This window comes from Priestia sp. TRN 1309 (assembly GCF_050846875.1).
Taxonomy (GTDB): domain Bacteria; phylum Bacillota; class Bacilli; order Bacillales; family Bacillaceae_H; genus Priestia; species Priestia zanthoxyli.
Window position 1 is genome coordinate 301,204 of the sequence record NZ_JBOZGM010000003.1, and the last position, 23,196, is coordinate 324,399.

A 23,196-nucleotide genomic window follows, 5' to 3' on the forward strand; every position below is an offset into this window, starting at 1 on the left:
TCTCCTCTAAAATCTAAGTTTAGAACTTTACATACTGTATTCTGATTAAATTTTTCTCATTTCATCCAAGTATGCATCTACCACAATGCTTCTATTAAAACTTTTTTTCATTTTAGCCCTTCCTGCTATTCCCATTTGTTTCTTTTCTTCATAGGTCAAGGCTAAAAATTTCTCTATTTTATTTATAAGATCTTCACTATTTTGCTCTTCAACAATATAACCATTTATGCCATCGTCCACTACTTCTCTACATCCACTTCTATTTGTAGTAATTATTGGTCTTCCACATCCTGAACTTTCAAGTAAAACATTAGACATTCCCTCTGGATAATAAGTAGGATGGACTGTACAGTGTGATTTCTCATAAAACTTTCGGACATCACTTTGCATACCATGATATTCAATAATTCCTTTACTTTGTAATTCCTTAAGCTTATCTTCATAATCTTGTTCACAAAAACCAAGAATATGAAATCTTGTTTTGGGATACTTCTCTCTAATCACAGCTGCAGCATCTAAATATTGATCAATCCCTTTTTCCTTCATCACACGAGCCACGAATAAAAAGTTAATAATTTCATCTTTGGGATAGTCTAACAACGAATAATATTCCAGGTTGACTCCCGACCCTGGTATTAATCGTTGATTACTGATATAGACCTTGTCGCTAATGAATTTTTTATTTTCTTCATTCTGAAAGAAAACACATTTGGATTTCTTTAATGATAATCTGTATAAAAGAAGGGTAATTTTTTGAAGTAATCCGCCATTTTCCACTGCAGTTCCTAAACCAGTTATATTCACAATATAGGGAACTCTACTTATTCTGCATACTATTCCACCGTATATGTTTGGTTTAATTGTGTAAGTTAAAATAATATCAGGTTGAACCTTGTTTATAACCTTCTTATAATGTGACATTAACTTAAAATCAGTTACCGGATTAGTTCCTCTTCTACTTATAGGGGTATTTATAAACTCACAGCCCATTTCCTTAAAGTTTCTTATATAATCTCCGTCAGGTAGGGAAATGTAGACTTTATATTCTTTTATAAGCTCCTCAATTAATTCTTTCCTGAACTTATATAACCCCACATCATTATTAGCTAATATTAAAACTCTTTTCATCTCTTATGAACTCCTTGCTAAAACTTTAACCTAACTCTAAGTTCAAATTATATTTTTAACTATTATATTAATAATAGTTGCTTATTCTTTTAAAGGTTTGGTTAATAGTAATCTTATACAATATATCCCTTTACTCAAAAAATCATCTATCTGATAAAATTAAAGGTGATGAATATAGATTTCATTATCAACAGAACTACTTCACTGCAGGAGCAATTGTTAATATATTAGTCATTACTTCTTGTACCTTCAAAAGGCTCAATTGTTGCTGCAGTCTCTGAATTAATACCTTCACGGATGAAAACTTTCTTGATTGTAAGAAATATAATTTTAATATCTAATAGAAGACTTATATTCCCTACATATTTTACGTCTAAATTAAACTTATCCTCCCAGCTAATTGCATTCCTACCGTTCACCTGAGCTAATCCAGATAAGCCCGGTCTTACCTCATGACGACGTTTTTGATATTCGTTGTATAAAGGTAAATACTGAACGAGTAATGGACGAGGACCAACTAATGACATATCACCTTTTAAAATATTAAATAACTCAGGTAATTCATCAAGAGACGTTGATCTTAAAAACTTTCCAAACTTAGTAAGCCGTACGTCATCCGGCAAAAGTTCTCCATCCTCATCTCGCTCATCTGTCATTGTTCGGAATTTATACATTAGAAATATCTTTTCATTCATACCAGGTCTCTTCTGCTTAAACAACACAGGACTTCCTAATTTTACTCGAACAAGGAATGCTACTGTTAAAAATAAAAGACTTAAAAAGATAATTGCAACTAGTGATAATATGATATCTATAAGTCTCTTTATGTACCTTTTATAAATACCATTATTAGAACTTTGCATTATTCCCACCACAACTTTTTAATAGTATTTACTACTCTTTTCAAATCATCAGAAGTCATTTTCGTATCGCTTGGTAAACATACACCGTTTTCAAATAACTTTTCTGCTGTTCCATTACCAATACAATCATATTTTTTAAAGAATGGCTGCATATGCATCGGCTTCCATACAGGTCTTGACTCAATATTCTCTTTTTCTAATGCTTCCATGACATCAATAGGTCTTACTGAACCATTTAAAGTTATGCTACTTAACCAATAGTTCGGTTGATCCCATTCATTGCTAGGCATAAACTCAATTCCTTCGAGTTCACTTAAATGTTCTTTATAAAAAGAGAAAATCTCTCTTTTTTTCTCTACTCGTTGATCTAACACCTTTAACTGACCTCGACCAATTCCTGCAACAACATTACTCATACGGTAATTGAAACCTAATTCACTGTGCTGGTAATGCCTTGCCTGATCGCGGCTCTGCGTAGCCCAAAAACGAACTTTTGAGATTTTTTCTTCATTGTTCGAGACAAGCATTCCTCCACCAGAAGTTGTAATAATTTTATTACCATTAAAAGAGAAAATACCATAGTCTCCGAAAGTACCTGTATGCTTTCCTTCATAATAAGTTCCTAGACTTTCAGCTGCATCCTCAATTAACGGGACATTATGTTTTGTACAAAACTCTGTAATTCTATCCATATCAGCGGATAGTCCATAAAGATGCACAACAATAACAGCTTTTACATTAGGATACTTTATAAAAGCCTCTTCTAGTGCTTCAGGACACATATTCCATGTTTCTTCATTACTATCAATAAAAACAGGAGTTGCATTTTGATAGATTATTGGATTTGCTGTAGCTGAGAAAGTAAGCGTTGGACAAAAAACAATATCCCCTGCTTCTACTCCTGCGGCTTTTAAAGCTAAATGGATAGCTGCTGTTCCTGAAGACAAAGCAGCTGCGGATTTAGAACCTACTTTAGTTGCTAACTCTTCTTCAAACTTGTTTACATTTTCTCCAAGAGGAGCGATCCAGTTTGTATCAAAAGCTTCTTTCACGTATTCCATTTCATATCCTTCTTCACTCATATGAGGAGAAGAAAGAAAAATTCTATCTTGCATATTATGGACTTCCTTCCATCTTAAGATATCTTCTATTTTGTTTGAATATTGTTAACTATTCTTTTATAACTGCTGGTACACCAGCTACTAAAACATTGCTTGGTACATCTTTAGTTACAACTGCCCCAGCTGCTATAACAGAATCATATCCAATGTTAATATTATTTATAATAGTGGCCCCAATACAAATCCACGTCCGCTCTCCGACTTTTACAGTGCCGCCAAGGTGAGCACCAGGAGATGTATGAACACCATCTTGTAATAGACAGTCATGGTCAATCGTAGAAGCTGTATTAATAATACAGCTTTTACCGATTCTTGCATCTGGATTTACTACTGCTCCTGCCATTATTACTGTTCCTTCTTCTATAGAACTTTTTGCGCTCACTGTACTAGAAGGATGAATAAGGATTGGTATTTTAAAGCCATGATCACTTAATTTTTTTGTCCATGTAACCCTCGCATTATTACTACCGATGGCCACAAAGGCGTATTCATATTTTTTTTTAAAGGCAGGTAAATCAGCTAGTTTACCTACTATAGGAATTCCTAATACTTCTGAAACATCTTCTCTATCATCTAGAAAAGCAACCTGTTCCCAATGTTTCATAAGCTGAGCAATTTCAGATACTACTTTTCCATGACCGCCTGCACCTAAAATTAATAGTTTAGCCACAATATTTTACTCCTTGCCTTATTAAAGATAGAAATACCTACTTCTATAATAAAGAAATAATTTAGTTCATACTTTTTACAAGCAAACTTTCACGATCGTTCGCTAAATTCAGCACATAATCTCTAGTATAATCTGTATCGTAAACTTTGTAATTATCAACCAACGTTGAAACTCGAGAAAAGTCAACTTCCACGGATTTCCCAATAAATATCTTAGGAAAAATAGCCTCATCATGTACTTCATCTTTTCCTAGAAGCTCTTCATACATTTTTTCCCCAGGTCGAATGCCTGAATACTTAATTCCAATCTCTTCTTCCGTATAACCTGAAAGTTTAATCAGGTTCTTTGCTAAATCTACAATCTTAACAGGTTCACCCATATCCAATACAAAAATTTCTCCGCCACGAGCAAGCGTCCCGGCTTGCATAACGAGTCTGGAGGCCTCAGGAATTGTCATAAAATACCTTGTCATTTCAGGATGCGTAACTGTAACAGGCCCACCGGTTTGAATTTGCTTTTTAAATAGAGGAATTACACTACCACGGCTACCTAGAACATTACCAAAACGAACAGCTACAAACTTTGTCTGACTGTGCTTATCTAACTCCTGAATTACCATTTCTGCAATTCTCTTAGTAGAACCCATAACATTTGTAGGATTAACCGCTTTATCTGATGAAATCAGCACGAAATTACTTACTGAAAAAGTATCAGCAGCCTCTGCTACGTTCTTTGTACCAATTACGTTATTTTTTACAGCTTCCTTAGGGTTATATTCCATTAAAGGTACATGCTTATGAGCAGCAGCATGGTAAACCACGTCTGGTCTGTATTTGTTCATTACATCAAAAATCCGCTGGCGATCTTGAATATCAGCAATAATGGGAATGATTTCAAATTTACCTTTGAATCGATTTCTTAACTCCATATCGATAGAATAAATAGAATTTTCTCCATGACCAAGAAGCAATATTTTTTCGGGTTTGAATTTGCTGACTTGTCGGCAAATCTCTGATCCAATCGACCCTCCAGCCCCCGTTACAAGAATTGTTTTTCCAGTTAACTTCTTTGATATACCTTGAATATCAAGCTCTACTGGATCTCTTCCTAATAAGTCTTCAACCTGTACATCCCGAAATTGATTAACAGATACTTTTCCTGTAATGATATCTTCTATCATCGGCATAATCTTTATTTGAGCTTTTGTTTTACTACACTCTTGATAAATCCTTTGAACCTCAAGTTTATTAAGTGACGGTATTGCAATAATAATATGGCCAATTCCCTTTTTTTCTACAACCTCAGGGATATCTTCTGTTTTGCCAAGCACTGTAACTCCAAAAATCTCAAGCTTTTGTTTTGCAACATCATCATCTACAAAAGCAATTGGTTTTAGTTCACTTTCATTATGCTTTAGCAATTGACGAACAAGCATAGTTCCAGCTGATCCTGCCCCCACAATGAGCGCATTCTCTTTTTCTACGACTGACTTAATAAGACGCCCTCTTACCATCCTCCAGGAAAAACGGGAACCTCCAATAAGGCACATGTGTAAAAGCCATGTGATAAATAAAACTCGAATGTATATATCACTGTTTACTAGAAACTGAACAATTGCTGCCGTTCCTATCGAGAACGTTACAGCTTTTACAACGGCTACAAGTTCTCCCACACTAGCATATTCCCAAGCCTTATGGTACAAGTGATAAATAAATGCAAATACATGATGGCTTACTAATAAAGTCAAAGAACTGATTGTCAACATTTGAAGTGTGTAAATGTTAAAGTAAGGGTTTAAAATATAATATCCAATAAATATTGAAAATAGGACGATAAATGAATCCATTCCTATTAGCAATGACACTCGTTTTGAGTAGCTCAATTTGACACCTTCCTCATGTGAAATTTTATCGTGAAAAATATCTAGAAAAAGGACATAATAGTTACACCCTTGAATTAGATATTTAAATTAAAGTTTAAAACATCTATTTTATTTAATAATGGCTGTATGTTTCGTTTCTTGAACCACTAAATTATTCATAATTCTCAACAAATCTTCTTTTAAATCCGGATGTTGTAATGCAACTTCAATCGTCGTTTCAATAAACCCTAATTTCTCCCCAACGTCATAACGTTTACCTTCAAAATCATATGCAAATACACGCTGAATTTCATTTAGCTTTTGAATGGCATCCGTTAATTGGATTTCACCGCCTGCCCCTACTTCTTGTTCCTCTAAAAACTTGAAGATTTCAGGTGTAAACACATAGCGCCCCATGATAGCTAGATTTGAAGGTGCTGTACCTGCGGCTGGCTTTTCTACAAATGTATTCACTTGGTGACGACGGCCATCGTTTGAAATTGGATCGACGATGCCGTAGCGATGCGTTTGATTGTCAGGGACTGTTTGCACACCTATTACGGACGAAAGAGTTTGTTCATATTCGTTCATTAATTGACGAAGACAAGGTGTTTCTGCTTGGACAATATCATCGCCTAACAACACAGCAAATGGCTCGTCGCCGATAAAGTTACGCGCACACCATACAGCGTGACCTAATCCTTTTGGTTCTTTTTGGCGGATATAATGAATATCAACGTTTGAAGACTGACGCACTTTTTCTAAAATATCGAATTTTTCTTTTTCGACTAAATTATTTTCAAGTTCTGGAGCATAATCAAAATGATCTTCAATCGCGCGTTTTCCTTTTCCAGTTACGATGATGATGTCTTCAATACCTGATTGAACCGCTTCTTCGACGATATATTGAATAGTTGGTTTATCAACGATGGGAAGCATTTCTTTTGGCATTGCTTTCGTTGCGGGTAAAAACCGAGTACCCAATCCAGCAGCTGGAATAATAGCTTTTTTAATTTTTTTCATCGTCATTCATTCCTCGTTTCTTCCTATTTATATATATTGTGTAAGCACTTACGAATGCGCTGCAACTGTAGCTGCAGCGCATTCGTAGGTGCTTATAAATTAATAGGGGCATTTAACCCCACCTCACACCGCACTCCTGACAACGAACGCGTCTAAGGTACTTTTCTACCCACAGTGTAGCCGAGTGCCTCCTTTGATAGTGGTAGAGGAGACATCACCATATATATTGCTCATTTTATTACTATTTTTGAATATTCATCCTGTATTAGAAAAAATTAAAAACTTGTCTTTAATTTCAACAAGTTTCTAAGGGTTGGGGACGTTTATCTACAATAATTTTTATAGTGCATTCATCTTATCTATTCTTAGTTATTTTTGTACATTTTTATTAATAGCCATTAGACCTATAACTTATGACACAATGGTAAAATTAATGTTATCACAAAAATAGGAAAAGAGGGATAAGAATTTTTGTCGAAATTTGCGATATCACAAGTTTTTTGAATGAAAAGATAATATTTTCGCCCCAAAAGACCTTTTTATGTCGTTAAATGTTGAAAGTCTTACCTTTTTCTATATTTAGTAAGTTGCTAGAGCTTCTATCACAAATAATGAGAATAATAAATATTTCTATATAAAAATATCTTAATATTATATAAGAAGAAAGACACTTAAGGATATTTCTTGCATTTTCATCCCTTTTCTCTTACGATATGAAGATAAATCTAAAAACAAAAGGATTTTTTTGTATGATACTAAAAAGAATTTGTGTTGTTGCGATGATACTTGCTATTTCTCATTTTTCCCACACGCCTCATCTTCAAGTGACGGATCCAAACTCCTGGAGCAATGCTTCAGTCTGGAATCATAAAGCCACTCTTTGGTCTGTATTACATCCTGGCAGTGAATTTTATACGTCTTATACATACGGATTTGATTTAGAGTTTATTTTACGTAAACTTGCCCATATTTCTTTTTTCGGCTTATTAGCACTATTAATTTACTGGAATTTGAAAAAAAGTTCGTGGAGATATGTAAAAGCGTGGGTTTTACTCGCTTGTTTTGCTTTTTTAGATGAATTGCATCAAGCTTTTATTATTGGACGCGATGGGCGAATTATTGATGTAGCTATTGACTCCTTTGGCGGTGCACTGTTTTTATTTTTACTTTACAGATACAAAAAGATCTCTAGAAATTAGAGATCTTTTTTTTGCGTTTCCTCTATTCTTTTTTTACATATTTCTCGTACTTCTCCATATCCGTACTAATAATCTGAGCGGGAACTCCCGCTACAACACAATTGCTTGGAATATCTTTTGTCACTACTGCATTGGCCCCTACTACCACATTATCTCCAATCGTTCCTCCAATACAAATTGCCCCAGGAGCAATGTATACGTTATCTCCAATAATCGGCTGCTTGCCCCGTGATCCTACGGTTACATTTTGTGAGATGGTGCAGTTTCTTCCTATTTTCGCTGATTTTTGAATAACAACTCCAATGCCGCCGTAGCCCAGTTTTGTCCCTTCGCCTATTTCTGCTGTGTATGGAATATAAGAGTTGAATTTATGACGAATGAAGTCTTTTACATATTCTGCCCCTTTTGTTAGGCCATTTTCATAAAAGATTCTAGATAACTTGTAGAGATCCATTGCTAAGAAGCGATGTAAGTTAGTTGTCAGTATATTTTTTTCACTTACTTTTAAGGTATAGCTCTCAGTTTGATAATCGTCTAGTTCAAGAGCTTCTAACGCAATTAACGTAACGTTTTGTCCTTTAATGTCTTCGAGGCTTTCAACTGGAAGATCAAAAAAAGTTTGGCCGCAGTATTGATTGGTTGGATCAATAAAACTTCTAATATGGTTATGTTTTTCCATCAATAGTTTAATAAAAGCTGCGTTTCGATGGACACCTACGATGGAATAAATCTTTTGTTGGTTTACTGGGTGGTCTTTTGTTTCAAAATCTTTGTAGCGAAAATCTTCGCTGTTTTTTATTGTTCGTTCTCCTTCAGCATTTCGGATAAAGACTTTCACTCTATATCTTCCCCGTTCATGTAAGTTAAACGTATGTGAATGATTTCTAGAATACGGGATCTTTTCAATGACTTCTTGATCTTTGATTAAATAATACGACACTTTTGTATGTTTGTGTTCTCCGTGGCATGTTACTACAAGCTGATAAAAGTTTTTAAGTTCAAGGGTTAACTCATTAATCGATTGTTTCATTCGTATCTCCTTTTATTTCTTGGCCAAATGAAAACATTTTAGCTCAATACTCTTCTCTCTAACAATTGGTAAAATTCTTCATTTCTATTCTATCTCAATTTAGAAAAAATGAAGAGAAAAACTTTTTTATCGTTACCGTTATAAATTAATCTTTTTTCTGGCTCTATATTTATTTAGGTCTTAATTCTTATATATTATCCACAAAAATAATTCTTTTGTCATATTTTGTCGAGTAAATTAAATTGCTTCATCCTTTTAATACTATTAAAATATTTAAATGGTAAAATATTTTAATTTAAGGAGACTTTAGTATGAATAAACAAGTTTTAAAAACAATGATTGCATTCATTGTTCTCTTCTCAGTTGCTGCGTACGGTAACTTTTTACCTAGTAAAGTTTCGGCAGCAACTTCAAGTGTACGGTTAAGCTCATTATCTCCAGATTCGGATCACAGCTTTTATACCTCTTATTGGAATGATGAAAAATTTACTGATGTATATGGTAAAACAGTAAATGATGGAGTAGGCCTTCATGATGATTCTGCTTACTCAACCTATAACGTCGCTGGAAAAGGCTACTCTTCTTTTCAAGGAAAAGTTACTCTTGATTCTCGATATGCAAACGGCGATTATGGTAAATCTGTAGTTGGTTTTTATGCAGATGATCGTTTACTATACGAAAAGCCTTTGGCAAAAAGTAGCGGTGTTGTAAGCGTGAATGTAAAGTTACCTAAAAATACAAAAGGTTTTTCAATTGTCGTCAAAGAAAAAAGTGGAAGTAAAGGCCAACATTTTATTGTTGTACAAGACGGCCAATTTATTAAAGGTGGTTCTTATTTAAGTGTCCCTTACTCTTCATATAGCTCCCTTGTAACCATAGGGGACTCTCGCTCCGAACGTTATAATAGTACGGATTCTTACCACGATCTAGAAGATATTAATGGTAACCTCATTACGAATGGATTCTCTTTAGACACTTCGTATAACACGGGAGGGTTAAGCTATTCAACATTCTCTATTGAAGGTAACGACTACAACACTTTAGAAACATCTATTTCTCTTGATGCAAGATACGTGAATGGTGATTGGGGTAAGTCAATAGTAGGTATTTATGCAGATGATTACCTTCTTTATGAAAAAGAATTCACGTCTAAAACATCGATTCAAAAAGTTAAAGTGTCTATTCCCAAAGGTACAAACCATTTAACTCTTCTAGTGAATCAAATTAATGGTGCTAAAGGAACGCAAGCAGTGACATTCAGTCAGCCTGTAGTATCAAAAACAGGTTCTTCTTACACGTCTGTCCCATATACAGCTTTGCCATCTACAATTGGTGCTAATGATAGTCACAGAGCATGGGAAACTCATTTATCACAGTTCGGAAAAATCATTCGTTTTTCAAACGGAACGTTAGGCACTTCAGGATTAGTTTTTGAAGGTGTTTATTACAGTGATTCTTACGCTACTTACAATCTTTCAGATGCTGGAGTAAACTACTTTAAAGCAAAACTATCGTTGGATTCTGCGTACCTTCAAGGTGACTACGGGTCATCTACAATTCAGCTTTTAGCAGATAATCGAGTGCTTTATTCAAGAGCTCTAACAAGATCAACTGGTATTGTAAATGTAGGTGTACAAATCCCTTCAAAAACACAAGAATTTAAAATCGTGGTTAAGCAAAAAGAAGGGGCAAAAGGCTATCATAACGTTGTGTTAGGTAACGCAGTATTCCAAAAGCTACCGGTATCAGCAAAACTATCCCCTTCTCGTGTATCTGTTGCTAATAACTATAACCAAAACGACGTTGTAACAGTGAAGTCATTAGCTAAAGGCGATGTGATTAAAGTCTATAATACTAAAGGCGCTTTATTAGCGACATCTAAACCTGTTACATCTAACTATACGAAAGTAGCAATTAAACAATTAGGGACAGCTAAAGGAAATATCCTTGTATCACGTACAACATCAGGCGTTTTAGAAAGTGATCCTGTCTCTGTGCCTTATGCAGCAGAACCTGTTCCATCTCCTTCTGTCGCTGCCAAACAAGTAACGATTGAAAATAATAAAAACAAAAACGATTTAATTACAGTAAAGTCGTTAAGCAAAAATGATGTTATCAAAGTTTATAATTCAAAAGGAAGTCTGATTGCGACATCTAAACCTGTTACATCTAACTACACCAAGATTTCTATTAAACAGCTTGGTACTGGAAAAGGAAATGTACTGATTTCTAGGATTAGCACAGGTAAAGTAGAAAGCGCTAAAACTTCTGTTGCTTATAAAGCAGAATAAAGAAAAGCCGAAACATGTGAAACTTCACATGTTTCGGCTTTTTTATTAGCCTACCGTTAGAATACGATACGGGCTATATTTACCTTTTGGATTTTTAATAGTAATACTAATTTTTGTCTTGGCTGCCTGTGGTTTAATCGTTACATTAAAAGTTCCTTTACTATCCGCTACGCCTCTTCCAATTAGCTCTGATCCCTTTTTAATATAGACGATACTTTTAGCTTCTGTTGTACCTGTAACGGTTGTGGACATACTGCGAACACGATTTACATTAGGAGCAGAAGGACCAGAAGATACAACTGTTTTATACGTGTAAGGACTATATCCACCTTTTCCTTTTGCCGTTACGCCTAGTTTCGTATTCACTGATTGTTTTCGAATGGTAATGCTAAATGCACCCTTACTATTTGCTGTGCCTGTACCAATCACATTTGTACCTGCTTTCACATATACACGACTTCTCGCTTCAGTCGTTCCTGTTACCGCTGTGGATTCGTCTGTCATATCATTAACGGCTGGTGCATTAGGTGCTTTGTATTTTGCCACTACTGTACTGTATGTGTACACACTGTACCCAGCGCTGTTTTTCACCGTTACGCCTAGTTTTGTATTAGCGGCTTGAGGCGCTATTCCAATGCTATACGTTCCTTGCTTGGTTGCTACTCCTCTTCCCAGAACTGTTGAGCCTTTTTTTACATATACAATACTGTTTGCTTCAGCTGTACCTGTTACGTTTGTATCTTGATCAGTCACTGTGTGAATAACAGGAGCAGCTGGTTTTTGAACAGTTTTTGAAACATTTATATACGTGTATCCACTATACCCAGCGCTATTTTTCACCGTTACGCCTAGTTTTGTATTAGCGGCTTGAGACGCTATTCCAATGCTATACGTTCCTTGCTTCGTTGCTACTCCTCTTCCTAACACTGTTGAGCCTTTTTTTACATATACAATACTGTTTGCTTCAGCTGTTCCGCTGACCGATGTATCTTGATCATAGATTTTATTAATGGTTGGCGCTTCTGGTTTGGTTACTTTTTGTACGACTGTTTTGTACGTATACGCACTGTATCCCACACTATCTTTAATGACTACACCAATCTTCGTTTTAGCTGCCTGCGGCTGGATAGATACTGAATATGTACCTTGACTGGATACTGTACTACGCCCTAACAACGTTGAGCCTTTTTTCACATACACGATACTTCCAGGCGCTGCTTTTCCTGTAACTTTCGTATCTTCTGATGTGATATCGTTTACTTCCGGCGCATTAGGCAATACTTTATATACTCTTGGGTAAGCTGTATCATAGGCGCTTGTTAAAAGAGTCGTAGGATAATAAAATGCGAGAATTTCTTGATAGTTTTTCCCTTGTTTTGCCATACTGTTCGCACCAAATTGACTCAAACCAATTCCATGACCAAATCCCTTACCCGTAATAACAATTGATGTTCCATTGTCTTTAATATCCGTTACGTATTTACTGAGCATACTGCTCCCATCAATTAAACGAATAACCTCCTCAGCAAGACTTCCTGTTAAATCCCATTGTTTTTCAACAATTTGTCCATCTTTATCAAATTCATTTTTAACGATGTATTTAACGCTAAGGTCTCCTTTTGTCACGCGTTTACCAGAAGTAGGCTCGTAAAAATTCACTTTTGAAATACTTGTAATCTTGATATCTTTTCCTGTTAAATCCTTTTTAAGCATTTCACTTTTAATTCGGTCTGTCATAGTTTTATCAGCTTCTTTTGTTGTGTCCCACCATTGTTCGGGCTTCTTCAAATCTTTTCCTGATAAATTAATTTGTTGCTTTTGAACAGTCTTTGTCCATATTCTTTGAGGGTCATAAGGATCATCTTTAACTTGAGAATAAGTATTCACAGGAGTATCCCAAAAGTTTGTGTTCGATTCAATGATTCCTCCATTACTTGAAGAGTACACTGCATTTACAGTACTCCCTTTATATGTGATAACTTGTCCAAAAGTCTCATCAACAGCTTGAGATGTTCGAGCATTCCAATTGTATCCTCCATAAACTTGATAACGAGTTGAGTCATTAATTAATTTACCATGCAAACTTAATACATACGATCTTGCAGCTATAGCTTGAGATTTAAATGTATCTAATTCCCATGATGTATATACCTCTCTTGGAATTACTCCTTTTAAATAGTCCTCCATTGGAAGAGTATTAACTGGTCGAACATATTTGTTATTTTCATTTTTAAATAACATGTTTCCTAGATAAGGCTGTCCATTAATAGAAAGCGTAGCATCGTATGTAGAAGGTATAACTTCAAATCTAGAAAACTCTCCAATTTTCTCTTTAGCTTGATATAAGGATACACCTGCGCCTGCTATTTTCACTTCATAGTCTTTGTTCGCCTGTAGGGTTATATCTTGGTCTTTAATACGATATAACGCCGAGGGGTGAATCGTAATACTACTTTTGCTACCTAAATCATTTGTCAACTCTACTGACACAAGAGGTTCTGTTCCTGCTGCTTCTGCTGTAGAGAACCAGGCTAGTGGAGTTAAAACAACAGCTAGTCCTAGTATAACTCTTAATATAAATTTCATTTTCTTTTCGCCTTACCTTTCTCTATTTTTCTAGTAATATTGCATAAAAAACACTCTTTCCTAATATCGGATACAATTTCATACTTGCCAGAGGCACGCTTAATTTTTTAACTTTTTTTTACTTAAGTTGATAAAATCCTTAAATCATCTACTTTTTTCAACTTTTTGTTTATATTTGTCGAATCCTTATGCTATAATGTTGAAGATATGACTTTATATCATGCTTGATTTAAAACCTAATTAAAACCGAAAAAGAGTCCTTTTCTACAAGTAGAAAAGGACTCTTTTTTCTATTGAACTACGCTAACTGCTTTAGCTACACTTTGATTTCCGCCTAAATCGGTTGATGTAATCGATAGCTTTGTTCCTACTTTTTGCTTTGCTATTGCGACTTTGAACTGTCCTTTGACATCCGCTGTGCCGCTGCCAATCAGCCTAGTACCTACTTTAATTGTAAGTTTTGCATTTGCTTCTGAGGTACCTGTTACAGAAATAGATTGGCTCGTGACCTTGTTTACTGCAGGAGGTGATGGAGCTGTTTTGTCTTGAACGGTAATCGTTTGAGCTGCACTTACATTTCCAGCTAAGTCTTTTGCTGTAACAAAGATTTTTGTTCCGGCTTTTTGCTTAGGAATGGTAAGTTTAAATTCCCCTTTAGCATTAGACATTCCTGTTGCAATAACCGTCGTACCTATTTTTACATCTACTTGAGCATTAGGTTCCGCCGTTCCTGTGACGACTGTTTGCTGATCTGTAATGCTATTTGCTGTTGGTATAGAAGGTGCTGTTTTATCTTTAACCACAACTGTTGTAGGTGCACTTTCTCCCGTACTATTTTTGGCATTCACAGCTATTTTTGTTCCGGCTTTTTGCTTAGAAATCATCATTGAAAATTGTCCGTTACTCCCTGCTTTAGTGCTTCCGATAACGACCGTTTCGACTTTTGCCGTAACCGTTGCATTACTTTCTGCTGTTCCCGTAATAGTCGTAGTATTGTCTCCTATTTCGTTAACTTTTGGAGCAGAAGGCACTTTCTTTTTAGCTGTAACACTTACATAAGCAGTCGAGCTCACGTTATTTGCTTTATCTGTTGCATATAGACTGATTTTTGCTCCAGCTTTTTGTTTTCTAACCCGTATAGAAAAGCTGCCTTTATCGTTAGCCGTAGCTGTTCCAATTGTTATTGTTCCTACTTTCGCTGTGATACGAGAGTTAGGCTCAGCTGTGCCTGTTAAACTCTCATCTTGATCAGTTATAGGATTCACTTTTGGAGAGACAGGCGGTGTTTTGTCTTCAACAACTATTTCACTTGTCGTACTGCTATTTCCCGCTTTATCTCGAGCTGTTACACCTATTTTTACTCCTCCGAGCTGCTTTCCTATTCTAATGGAGAAGTTGCCTTTTGCATCTGATGTTGCACTGCCAATTACTTTGCTATCAATCTTTGCTGTAATGAAAGCACTTGGTTCAGATGTTCCTGTTATTGTTTCTCCTTGATCAGTTAACGGATTTACAATTGGTGCTGCTGGTGCAGTCTTGTCTTGTACAATGATTTCTACGGCTTTACTCGTGTTATTAGCTGCATCTTGTACAACAATACTTAATTTTGTTCCCGCTTTTTGTTTAGAAATTTTCACACTAAACGTACCCTTGCTTGTCGCTTTACTTTTCCCCACTACTTTACTGCCTGCTTTTACGTAAACCGTTGCATTGCTTTCGGTTGTTCCGGTGACGGCAGTGGAAGAATCGCTAACGGCATTTACTTTTGGGACTGCTGGTGGAGTCTTATCCTGTACAATAACTTGAGCTTCTCCGCTCGTATTTTCGTAAGCATCTTTAGCCGTTACCGCAAGTTTGCTTCCCGCTTTTTGTTTGGCAATAGAAACTGTAAAACTACCATTTTCATTTGCTACTCCGTTGCCAATTTGTGTACTTCCTGCTTTTACACTAACTGATGACCCGGCTTCTGCTGTTCCAGTAACTGTAGTGTCTCGATCAGTGACTCTATTAACGTTCGGTGTAGACGGCGCTGTTTTATCATTTACCGTCACAACGGTTCGTTCACTTTGATTTCCTGTACCATCGATTGCTATTACGTCTAACGAAGACAGACTTCTTTGACGATCTATATTCACTTGGAATGAACCTTGGTTATCGACCGTTCCTTCATAGGTGTTTGTTTCTCCTGTGACTCTAATAGTAGCCCCTGCTTCTGCTGTACCAGCAACAACTGTATCTTGATCTGTTACTGTATATACTTGAGGAGCAGATGGAGGCGTTCGATCTTGAACAGTGACTTCTGTTTGCTCACTTTCGTTGCCAGCTTCGTCTGTAGCTGTAAACGTTATTTTTGTTCCTGCTTGTTGCCGAGGAATATACATGTAAAACCATCCACCAGACTGCGCTTGTGTAGTTTCTATTACATTTCCGTCAATTCTTGCTGTGACCGTTGCATAATCTTCTGCAAAGCCTTGCACCAAGGAGTCCTGATCTCCAATGTCATAAACAGTTGGCTTAAAAGGTGCAGTGACATCCTGCTCTGCTACTGTGAAATCTCCTCCGTTTAAATCTGCATTTCGAAAATTATCTCCATAGTCATACAAAAAAGTCTGGTTATCAAATTTATCAATCAACGTGACAGATACACATTCAAACTGGCCTAGTCCCATATATCCATACGTAGCTAAATATAAATTCTGCAGCTTAAATTGATTACTTCCTATGTTGGTAGCGTCAAAAGAGACATACCCACCTTGAGGTATTTTGTACTCAACATTCACACGTTTTATTTCGCTATATTCATCATAAGCATTTACAATAACGTTTACTGAATCATATAAATTCACTTTTTTACTGTTAGCATTAATTCCGTTAAAAACTGGCCCAGCAGTATCGGGATAAGACGTGGTCTTAAAATTCCCTTCGTCTAACTCATAGAACCCTCCTTCTTCTACGTCATCATACATGCTAAAACGACCATCGTTATACTCAACCCATATAGAGGAAACCTTCCATTCTCCTTCTTTACTAAAAAAACTTCCAATACTTCCCTCGTACGCACCATTTCCATTGTTCAACAGAGAAACCTGCATATATCCTCCAGCAGGAATCTTATAGTTAACGTATACTTGGCGAATCCTACTATTTGAATCAAATTTCATCGTAATGGTTTGATAGTTAGGAATTAATACCGTTTTTTCTGCCAGTGTAAAGGAGATTAGGTCTTCTATTCTTCCATCTGCAATCTGTGCTTTTGCAGGCGTTCCATAATTTCCAATAGAGAACAAGCAACACATAATCAAACAAACTGTCAATATCTTTCTCGTCATTTTTCTTCCCCCAGAATCAAAATACACTTTTTTATCTATTTAGTTGACTCCAATTAACATCTCTAGCGTTATTAGCTCCCCTCTTATAAGTTCAATTTAAACTTTTCAGCTAATTATACCAACTTATAGTTATTTATAACTACAACTTTAGTCATGAAATCTTTTCATAATTCTTTTTATATTAGTGACTTTACATAGTGAATTTTTCATAAAAAAAGAAGCCATTATTTAAATGACTTCCTTTGCACAAGTTCTTTTTACCCGATAGGCTGTAGTGTTTCTTTTTCGGCAAAATACCAAAGGAGAATAGAATACACTGAAAACACTTTGCGAATATGAACTCTGCTGCTTAGATTTGGTGATCGTAGCAACCTAAATAAGATTTTACGATTAAACATTGCATCAATTTCTCTTGTTTCCATCGTCGATAGATACTCCAAACATTTCTCTTGTACAGAACCTAATTCAACGACTTGCCAAAGAGGTGCTCTAAGCTTTTTAGCTCTTTCGATATGTTCAGGCAGGGCCTTTGGGGCTTTCATTCCTTCAACAGGTTTAACCATTTCACTTAGCGCAAACTTCGGACGTCTTTCACTTTTAAACTCTCTCATTTTCACATTTCCGCGCAGTTTAGGATATGTTTCTGTATAAATTTCTCGATCAAAAGGCAAAGTCGATAACTCAGAGAATAAACGATTCATCAGATCAATACCAACCACATTTGCAGAACGCATCTCCTGAGGAACAGATAACGCACACTTAATACCGTTTAGCGTATAAAGCGGGTCAAACCGCGCCCCAAAACTACTCCAGCGGTGAGAAGTCACTCCTACATAATATCTGTTTCGAATCACGAGATACATATAATCTAAATATGCATCTTCACGAAGACCATTTTCACGGCAATCATTAAAGAATTGCTTAATCTTTTGGGAAAACCGCTTTTTAAATTTTTCCGACAGCAAAGCATTATCTGTGTCTTTATCAAAAAAGATTTTCCCCCATAAAGTTGGCATTAGAGAATCCACATCATGGATTTGCTCTAGCTCTGCCCTTGAACCGAAAAATGATCTAAAGCATTCACCGTAACCGCCGCTTAGCACAATATTTGGGTTCGTCTCATAAAAACGGTGCGGAGACGCAGCTAGAATGCCGCTGGAAAAATCCAATGGCCATAAAAATCGTTCTTCTAACGTTTGTGGTGCCTTTAATGCATTAAAACCATTGTATTCTGTCATTGTTAACCCAAATTCAGAACATAGTCGTTCAGCCGTATATCGATCCGGCATATTTGGGCGGCCCGAACAAAAGAAACGATAAGATTGCCCTGAATCCGTGCCTAGTATACCAGCCAATACTAAGCGCGAATCAAATCCACCTGTTAAATGAGAAATTTTGTGCGCCGCATGTTTATAGTTGCTAACCGCTTTTATGTTATTTTTAATTTCTTCTACAGCAAGCGCTAGCTGCTCTTCGTATGACTTATCACTTGAGAAGAAATCTTGTTTCCAGCTGTATTCGTTAATAGAGAAACTATTGTTAGTAGACGTTACGTATTCAAAAGGTTTGAGCGCTTGAATCTCTTCATAGCTTGATTCAAAAAAGCCTCCATTCCCTGTTCCAATAACTTCATTCAAATAATCCATAGACTTTTGAAGTGAAATACCTACACTGCTTAACACGCTAACAATTGAATCAATATCGGTTGAGAAAACAGTAATTGAACGCGAGCGGTAATAGAAGACAATAGCGCTTCCAAAAGGATCTGGGATAATCATACTTTCTTGAGCAGATTTATTACCGATAAATCCACACAACGAACCTCTCATATCTCGACCGATAAAGTCACCTGAAATATGATGACCAGCTTCTTCTAAAGCAGTAACCCAGTCGCTCGGATTCATAATAAATTGACTTCTATATACTCCTGAACCACTGCTATCTATTAAATAGTCAGCATTTTTCACTTGTGTATGTACGGCTACGTTAGAAGGCATAAAATAGCAGCCTTCATAAATCTTGAATTTCATTAACTCTGGATATTCATTATTTGAAAAAATAAGTACAGGTGCAGTTTTAGGCAATAAAATCCCCTCGTTCCAATTAATATATAATTTTGTCTTCAGGTTATAAGTCCAAAGACCTTATGTAATATTTTGCAGCAAAACTATTTTATAACAAAACACATACTTTTGGTATATATATTTACTTATTTTTACTTAAAGTGAATAAAAAGTTTCATCTGTTAACAAACCTATAGTTCTAAATAAATTGTAATATATCCAAAATATCTTTATCTTCCCTTCATAAATAAAAAACTGTTCCATCTACTTCATACAAAAAGCATGGAGCAAATTGATATGCTCCATGCTTTTTCTTAGATTTTAAACCTCGCAATCAATTCTTGCAGCTCCTCTGACATATTTGCTAAATCCATCGCGGATGAAGCAATTTCCTCCATGGAAGCAAGCTGTTCTTCCGTTGTAGCTGACACGTTTTGCGCACCGGCTGCCGCTTCTTCAGCGATACCGTTGACTTCGTGAATCGCCTGCTGGACTTCGAGCGTATCTTTGGCTAGATTATGAATAGCGCTTCCGATTTGCTGAATTTGATCCACTACGTGCTGTACGGCTTCGTTAATTTGCATAAATGATGTACCCGCTTGTTCCACTACTGCTAAGCCTTCTTTTACTTCTTTGGTAGTGGCCGTCATCGATTGAAGCGTTCGAGCTGTTTCACTTTGAATGAGTGAAACTAGATCTTTAATTTGATTCGCTGAGTTGGATGAGCCTTCTGCTAGTTTACGTACTTCACTCGCCACAACGGCAAAGCCTTTTCCGTGATCTCCTGCTCTTGCTGCTTCAATAGCTGCGTTCAAAGCAAGCAGATTTGTTTGATCGGCAATGGTTGTGATGACATCGTTAATTTGACTAATTTTCGCTGAGTGTTCGCTAAGACCTTGAAAAACAGATGAGAGTTCAGTGACATTGTCGTTGATTGATTTCATTTGTTGGGCTGCTGTTTCAACGGTCTCTGTTCCGCTATTTGAAATCGCAGCCGTGTCGAGTGCTCGCTTAGTGATTTGCTCGACGTTTTCAACAACTTCTGATGTTTGGTTCGTAATGCGGTGAATAATGGTGGAGCTTTCTTGAATTTGATTCACTTGATGGTTAGATCCTGAGGCTAGTTTTTCAGTGATGCTTGAAATATGTTCAATGGCGCTATTGTTTTGTTCTGCGCTGGCGCTTAGTTCTTCTGAAGAAGCAGCCACCGTTGATGAAATGTTTCCAACGGACATGATCATTTCTTTCAATCCGCCAATCATTTTATTAAATGATGCTGTAAGTAAGCCAATTTCATCTTTGGATTCGTAGGTGCCTTGCACTTGAAAATCCCCTTCTTTTGCTGTTTCCATGAGGTTTTTAATATCGTTTAACGGCTTTGTAATCATGCGTGCAATCAGAAGTCCAACCCCTATTGTAAGTAGGATGACCAACGCGCTGACGAGTAAAAGAGTAGTAACGGCTGATTTTACGCTTTGCTTATTTTTTTGATAAATGCTTTTTGCTTCGTTATTATTTATCGTCTGAAGATCATCTAGCGTGTTGTTTATGGTTGTACGCAGGGTGACGATTTGTTTAGAAAAAACGTTATAGGCTTCGTCTCCTTTTTCATCTTGAGCAAGCTGTATAGCTTCACTTCTTGCTTGTGTTAAGTTACTAATATTTTCTTTGTATACATCGAGCTTTTCTTTTTCATTGTCCAGCATAAATGTTTTTTCGTATTGCGCCATGAGCTTGTTATTTTCAGCTTCTTTTTCTTGAATTTCATCGAGGCGCTTACGCTGATAGTTTTCATCTTTTGATAAAATCATTTCAAGCGTATTGGCATCAATCGCACGGTTATTTGTACGAATTTGCCCTAACTGCCTGATTGGCTGCAGGCGATCATTATACATAGACTCCGAGCTGTCAGCAATTCGCTGTGTGTAAAAATAGCTGATCACGGTGACTGAAAGAAGTGAAATTGTTGAAATTATAACCATGACTAGCAGCTTTCGATAGATACTCAGATTTCGTAATGCCCCCATAACATTTCCCCTTTTCGCTGATGTATTCTCCTGCTTTCTATCGGTCATGGGGCTTGTTCTATCCATAGTACGTTTGTGAATTTTTATTGCCATACAAAACGCGCTGAAGCAATCATCGCATCTTTTCCCTTTTAATACACAATACTTTCGGTCATATTAATGACGTTTGTTTCTACTTCTTTTAATCTCTTTTCACTTTCACTTTCCGTTTTTTGCCTAACTCCAAAATAAAACTTCACTTTTGGCTCTGTACCGAACGGACGAATTTCAAACTAAGAGCTGTCTTGCAGCCAAAATTTGAGTACGTTGGATGAAAGCAAGTTCATCCTTTCTTACTGAACGGTGAATAAGTTGGTTCTTATTCCAGTTTGATAGTCTTCTATTTTCTCGACTGCTGCACCCGCTATTTCTGCGGGAGGATGCTCGCGGTAATGATAATGCCAGCATAAGCACGAAGATAACGAACGGTATAGATATTTATACGATTGAGTCCCGCACCGAGTTCACCTCTCATCCCACCGGTGCCAAACTCGAGCCGTTTATAAAAGGCATCTTCTTGTTCACGTTCGGTCATTTCATTCATTTGTTTTTTCATTCACTTGGCAGTTCTTTGTGAGTACTACATTTACTCCATTCCGTTTTCCATGCCATGTTTCTCTCTCCTGTTCTATATTTTTCTGCTTTTATTGTGCATGAATTGTATAAACTGTGGATGAATTAGTTTATACGTCCCAAAAAAAACTCAAAATATTCTTTATAAAGAACATTTTTAATTAAAAAACGGTCACAATTTCTTTTTATGCGTTATAATGAACAAAACAACTAAAAAGAGGATGAATTGAAGTGATAGGAGAAAAGATTAAGAATTTGCGATTAAAACGCGGCTATTCTATTACACGTTTAGCTGAAGAAGCTAATATTTCAAAATCATATTTATCTCATTTAGAAAAAGGGTTAAATAATAATCCTTCTCTTCAAATGCTTGATAAAATCGCTTCTTCTCTTCATACAACGATTGATGAATTAATTGAAGGAGACATCAGCTGTCCAGCTCTAACTTCAAAGCCAAGTCTCAATCAAGAGTGGCTTTATTTAATCGAACAAGCCATTCGAGATGGCATGACCAAAGAAGAATTTATTGAATTTCAGTATTATTTAAAGTTCCGAAAAACGAACTGATAGACCCATTCACTAACTTTTAATTTTTTTATGATAATCGACCTTTTTCGACACCTTTTACAAATATTATGTTATAGAATAACTTTATACTAAGAATACTATTACAAATTATCCAGATAAGGGCAAAACTATTGAAAAATAGTGACGCAAAGCTTCAGATCTAAGGCCGCTTTCGGCTACGATGGCTGAGTTCCCTGGCAAAGGGTGGATGAGTCGTAATGAAAAAAGAAAATGTATTGTCAATTGATCAAGAATGGGTAGACCTTATGGAATCAGCTCGCAAGCTAGGGCTGACCATCGAAGAAGTCCGGAAATTTTTATTGGAGACTAAGCAGAACTAAATTAAAAAAAGCACGCTCAGATTAGAGCGTGCTTTTTGCAGTTACTATTATTCTTCTAACATTTTTCGTAGAAATTAGTATCGTTATCAAGCTGTTCAAAAACCGCTTGAAGAGAGTCTGCAATACGTGTATCCATAAAGTATACGAGAGAAGCATCTTCTGTGCCCCACCTTACTTCAAAATACCATCCTTCTACGACTTCAAAGAAAATAAAGCCTTCTCTTTCATCATACGTATCTAAATCCGGATCACTTTCGTAAAAGTCTTCACGTAAGTGCAAGTCTACTGCACTTTCTAGATATATAATTCGTTGAAAAGCAGTTGTTTCATTCCTATTTGCAAAGCCATATCCTATTTCTACATAAAATTGACGGAGCTCTGCTGGAAATTTCGTTCCTAATCTTTGCTCTGCAAACTCTATCTCTTTTACTTTCAAGGGAAGAAATTTATGTTTTTCATTATGAAGAAAGTGAAATACGCTCATA

General features: G+C 36.3%; 16 protein-coding genes, 1 pseudogene and 1 riboswitch. Of the genes and pseudogenes, 4 read left to right on the forward strand and 13 right to left on the reverse strand.

The window, feature by feature from the left end; translation table 11 throughout:
* Window positions 1–45: 45 nt before the first annotated feature.
* From ACRPLQ_RS13790 to galU, 6 genes are all read right to left on the reverse strand, one after another.
* Window positions 46–1,128, reverse strand: a complete 1,083-nt coding sequence (locus ACRPLQ_RS13790; RefSeq protein WP_432236086.1) for a glycosyltransferase family 4 protein — start codon at window positions 1,126–1,128, stop codon at window positions 46–48.
* A 227-nt stretch (window positions 1,129–1,355) separates the two neighbouring features.
* Window positions 1,356–1,991 (reverse strand): sugar transferase, encoded by a 636-nt coding sequence (locus tag ACRPLQ_RS13795; RefSeq protein WP_432236087.1) that lies wholly within the window; start codon window positions 1,989–1,991, stop codon window positions 1,356–1,358.
* Window positions 1,991–3,106 carry a DegT/DnrJ/EryC1/StrS family aminotransferase gene (locus ACRPLQ_RS13800; protein WP_432236088.1) on the reverse strand — a complete coding sequence of 372 codons (1,116 nt, stop codon included), beginning with the start codon at window positions 3,104–3,106 and terminating at the stop codon, window positions 1,991–1,993. The genes ACRPLQ_RS13795 and ACRPLQ_RS13800 overlap by 1 nt, the downstream gene beginning before the upstream one ends.
* Window positions 3,107–3,161: 55 nt before the next feature.
* Window positions 3,162–3,782: an acetyltransferase gene (locus ACRPLQ_RS13805; protein ID WP_310878096.1), complete on the reverse strand. Its 621-nt coding sequence runs from the start codon at window positions 3,780–3,782 to the stop codon at window positions 3,162–3,164.
* A gap of 61 nt (window positions 3,783–3,843) precedes the next feature.
* A complete protein-coding gene (locus ACRPLQ_RS13810; RefSeq protein WP_432236089.1) occupies window positions 3,844–5,664 on the reverse strand; it encodes a polysaccharide biosynthesis protein in 1,821 nt (606 codons plus the stop codon).
* A 108-nt stretch (window positions 5,665–5,772) separates the two neighbouring features.
* A complete protein-coding gene (gene galU / locus ACRPLQ_RS13815) occupies window positions 5,773–6,666 on the reverse strand; it encodes a UTP--glucose-1-phosphate uridylyltransferase GalU (RefSeq protein WP_310878094.1) in 894 nt (297 codons plus the stop codon).
* A 749-nt stretch (window positions 6,667–7,415) separates the two neighbouring features.
* Here galU and ACRPLQ_RS13820 point away from each other — a divergent pair.
* Entirely contained in the window at window positions 7,416–7,865 is a 450-nt protein-coding gene (locus ACRPLQ_RS13820; RefSeq protein ID WP_432236090.1) for a VanZ family protein, read from the forward strand.
* 22 nt (window positions 7,866–7,887) lie between these two features.
* Here the strand turns inward: ACRPLQ_RS13820 and ACRPLQ_RS13825 are convergent, their stop codons facing one another.
* On the reverse strand, window positions 7,888–8,895 hold the full coding sequence (locus ACRPLQ_RS13825) for a serine O-acetyltransferase (protein WP_432236091.1): 1,008 nt from the start codon (window positions 8,893–8,895) through the stop codon (window positions 7,888–7,890).
* A 311-nt stretch (window positions 8,896–9,206) separates the two neighbouring features.
* Between ACRPLQ_RS13825 and ACRPLQ_RS13830 the strand changes: the two genes are divergently transcribed.
* Window positions 9,207–11,186 carry an NPCBM/NEW2 domain-containing protein gene (locus ACRPLQ_RS13830; RefSeq protein WP_432236092.1) on the forward strand — a complete coding sequence of 660 codons (1,980 nt, stop codon included), beginning with the start codon at window positions 9,207–9,209 and terminating at the stop codon, window positions 11,184–11,186.
* 45 nt (window positions 11,187–11,231) lie between these two features.
* On the opposite strand, the gene ACRPLQ_RS13835 is transcribed toward ACRPLQ_RS13830, so the two are convergent.
* The 5 genes and pseudogenes from ACRPLQ_RS13835 to ACRPLQ_RS13855 form a co-directional block, all read right to left on the reverse strand.
* Window positions 11,232–13,772 (reverse strand): Ig-like domain-containing protein, encoded by a 2,541-nt coding sequence (locus ACRPLQ_RS13835; protein WP_432236093.1) that lies wholly within the window; start codon window positions 13,770–13,772, stop codon window positions 11,232–11,234.
* Window positions 13,773–14,062: 290 nt separating this feature from the next.
* A complete protein-coding gene (locus ACRPLQ_RS13840; protein WP_432236094.1) occupies window positions 14,063–17,101 on the reverse strand; it encodes an Ig-like domain-containing protein in 3,039 nt (1,012 codons plus the stop codon).
* Window positions 17,102–17,358: 257 nt separating this feature from the next.
* Window positions 17,359–19,185 (reverse strand): hypothetical protein, encoded by a 1,827-nt coding sequence (locus ACRPLQ_RS13845; RefSeq protein WP_432236095.1) that lies wholly within the window; start codon window positions 19,183–19,185, stop codon window positions 17,359–17,361.
* A 293-nt stretch (window positions 19,186–19,478) separates the two neighbouring features.
* Complete coding sequence (locus ACRPLQ_RS13850) at window positions 19,479–21,191, reverse strand: methyl-accepting chemotaxis protein (RefSeq protein ID WP_432236096.1); 1,713 nt, start codon at window positions 21,189–21,191, stop codon at window positions 19,479–19,481.
* A gap of 460 nt (window positions 21,192–21,651) precedes the next feature.
* Window positions 21,652–21,842 (reverse strand): annotated as a pseudogene (locus tag ACRPLQ_RS13855) (phospho-sugar mutase); the annotation flags it as partial.
* A 192-nt stretch (window positions 21,843–22,034) separates the two neighbouring features.
* Between ACRPLQ_RS13855 and ACRPLQ_RS13860 the strand changes: the two are divergent.
* Window positions 22,035–22,370 (forward strand): helix-turn-helix domain-containing protein, encoded by a 336-nt coding sequence (locus ACRPLQ_RS13860; RefSeq protein ID WP_310877421.1) that lies wholly within the window; start codon window positions 22,035–22,037, stop codon window positions 22,368–22,370.
* Between the two features lie 111 nt (window positions 22,371–22,481).
* Window positions 22,482–22,568: riboswitch (cyclic di-GMP riboswitch) on the forward strand.
* Window positions 22,569–22,588: 20 nt separating this feature from the next.
* Window positions 22,589–22,711 (forward strand): anti-repressor SinI family protein, encoded by a 123-nt coding sequence (locus tag ACRPLQ_RS13865; RefSeq protein ID WP_328132467.1) that lies wholly within the window; start codon window positions 22,589–22,591, stop codon window positions 22,709–22,711.
* A gap of 55 nt (window positions 22,712–22,766) precedes the next feature.
* Here ACRPLQ_RS13865 and ACRPLQ_RS13870 read toward each other — a convergent pair whose 3' ends face one another.
* Complete coding sequence (locus ACRPLQ_RS13870; protein WP_432236097.1) at window positions 22,767–23,195, reverse strand: SMI1/KNR4 family protein; 429 nt, start codon at window positions 23,193–23,195, stop codon at window positions 22,767–22,769.
* Window position 23,196: the final 1 nt, after the last annotated feature.

What these genes read in the sequence shown, in the direction of transcription:
- ACRPLQ_RS13790 (WP_432236086.1), bottom strand. Translation starts at nt 1,128, where the DNA reads ATGAAAAGAGTTTTAATATTAGCTAATAATGATGTGGGGTTATATAAG.
- ACRPLQ_RS13795 (WP_432236087.1), bottom strand. Translation starts at nt 1,991, where the DNA reads ATGCAAAGTTCTAATAATGGTATTTATAAAAGGTACATAAAGAGACTT.
- ACRPLQ_RS13800 (WP_432236088.1), bottom strand. Translation starts at nt 3,106, where the DNA reads ATGCAAGATAGAATTTTTCTTTCTTCTCCTCATATGAGTGAAGAAGGA.
- galU (WP_310878094.1), bottom strand. Translation starts at nt 6,666, where the DNA reads ATGAAAAAAATTAAAAAAGCTATTATTCCAGCTGCTGGATTGGGTACT.
- ACRPLQ_RS13820 (WP_432236090.1), top strand. Translation starts at nt 7,416, where the DNA reads ATGATACTAAAAAGAATTTGTGTTGTTGCGATGATACTTGCTATTTCT.
- ACRPLQ_RS13825 (WP_432236091.1), bottom strand. Translation starts at nt 8,895, where the DNA reads ATGAAACAATCGATTAATGAGTTAACCCTTGAACTTAAAAACTTTTAT.
- ACRPLQ_RS13830 (WP_432236092.1), top strand. Translation starts at nt 9,207, where the DNA reads ATGAATAAACAAGTTTTAAAAACAATGATTGCATTCATTGTTCTCTTC.
- ACRPLQ_RS13835 (WP_432236093.1), bottom strand. Translation starts at nt 13,772, where the DNA reads ATGAAATTTATATTAAGAGTTATACTAGGACTAGCTGTTGTTTTAACT.
- ACRPLQ_RS13840 (WP_432236094.1), bottom strand. Translation starts at nt 17,101, where the DNA reads ATGACGAGAAAGATATTGACAGTTTGTTTGATTATGTGTTGCTTGTTC.
- ACRPLQ_RS13850 (WP_432236096.1), bottom strand. Translation starts at nt 21,191, where the DNA reads ATGGGGGCATTACGAAATCTGAGTATCTATCGAAAGCTGCTAGTCATG.
- ACRPLQ_RS13865 (WP_328132467.1), top strand. Translation starts at nt 22,589, where the DNA reads ATGAAAAAAGAAAATGTATTGTCAATTGATCAAGAATGGGTAGACCTT.
- ACRPLQ_RS13870 (WP_432236097.1), bottom strand. Translation starts at nt 23,195, where the DNA reads ATGAGCGTATTTCACTTTCTTCATAATGAAAAACATAAATTTCTTCCC.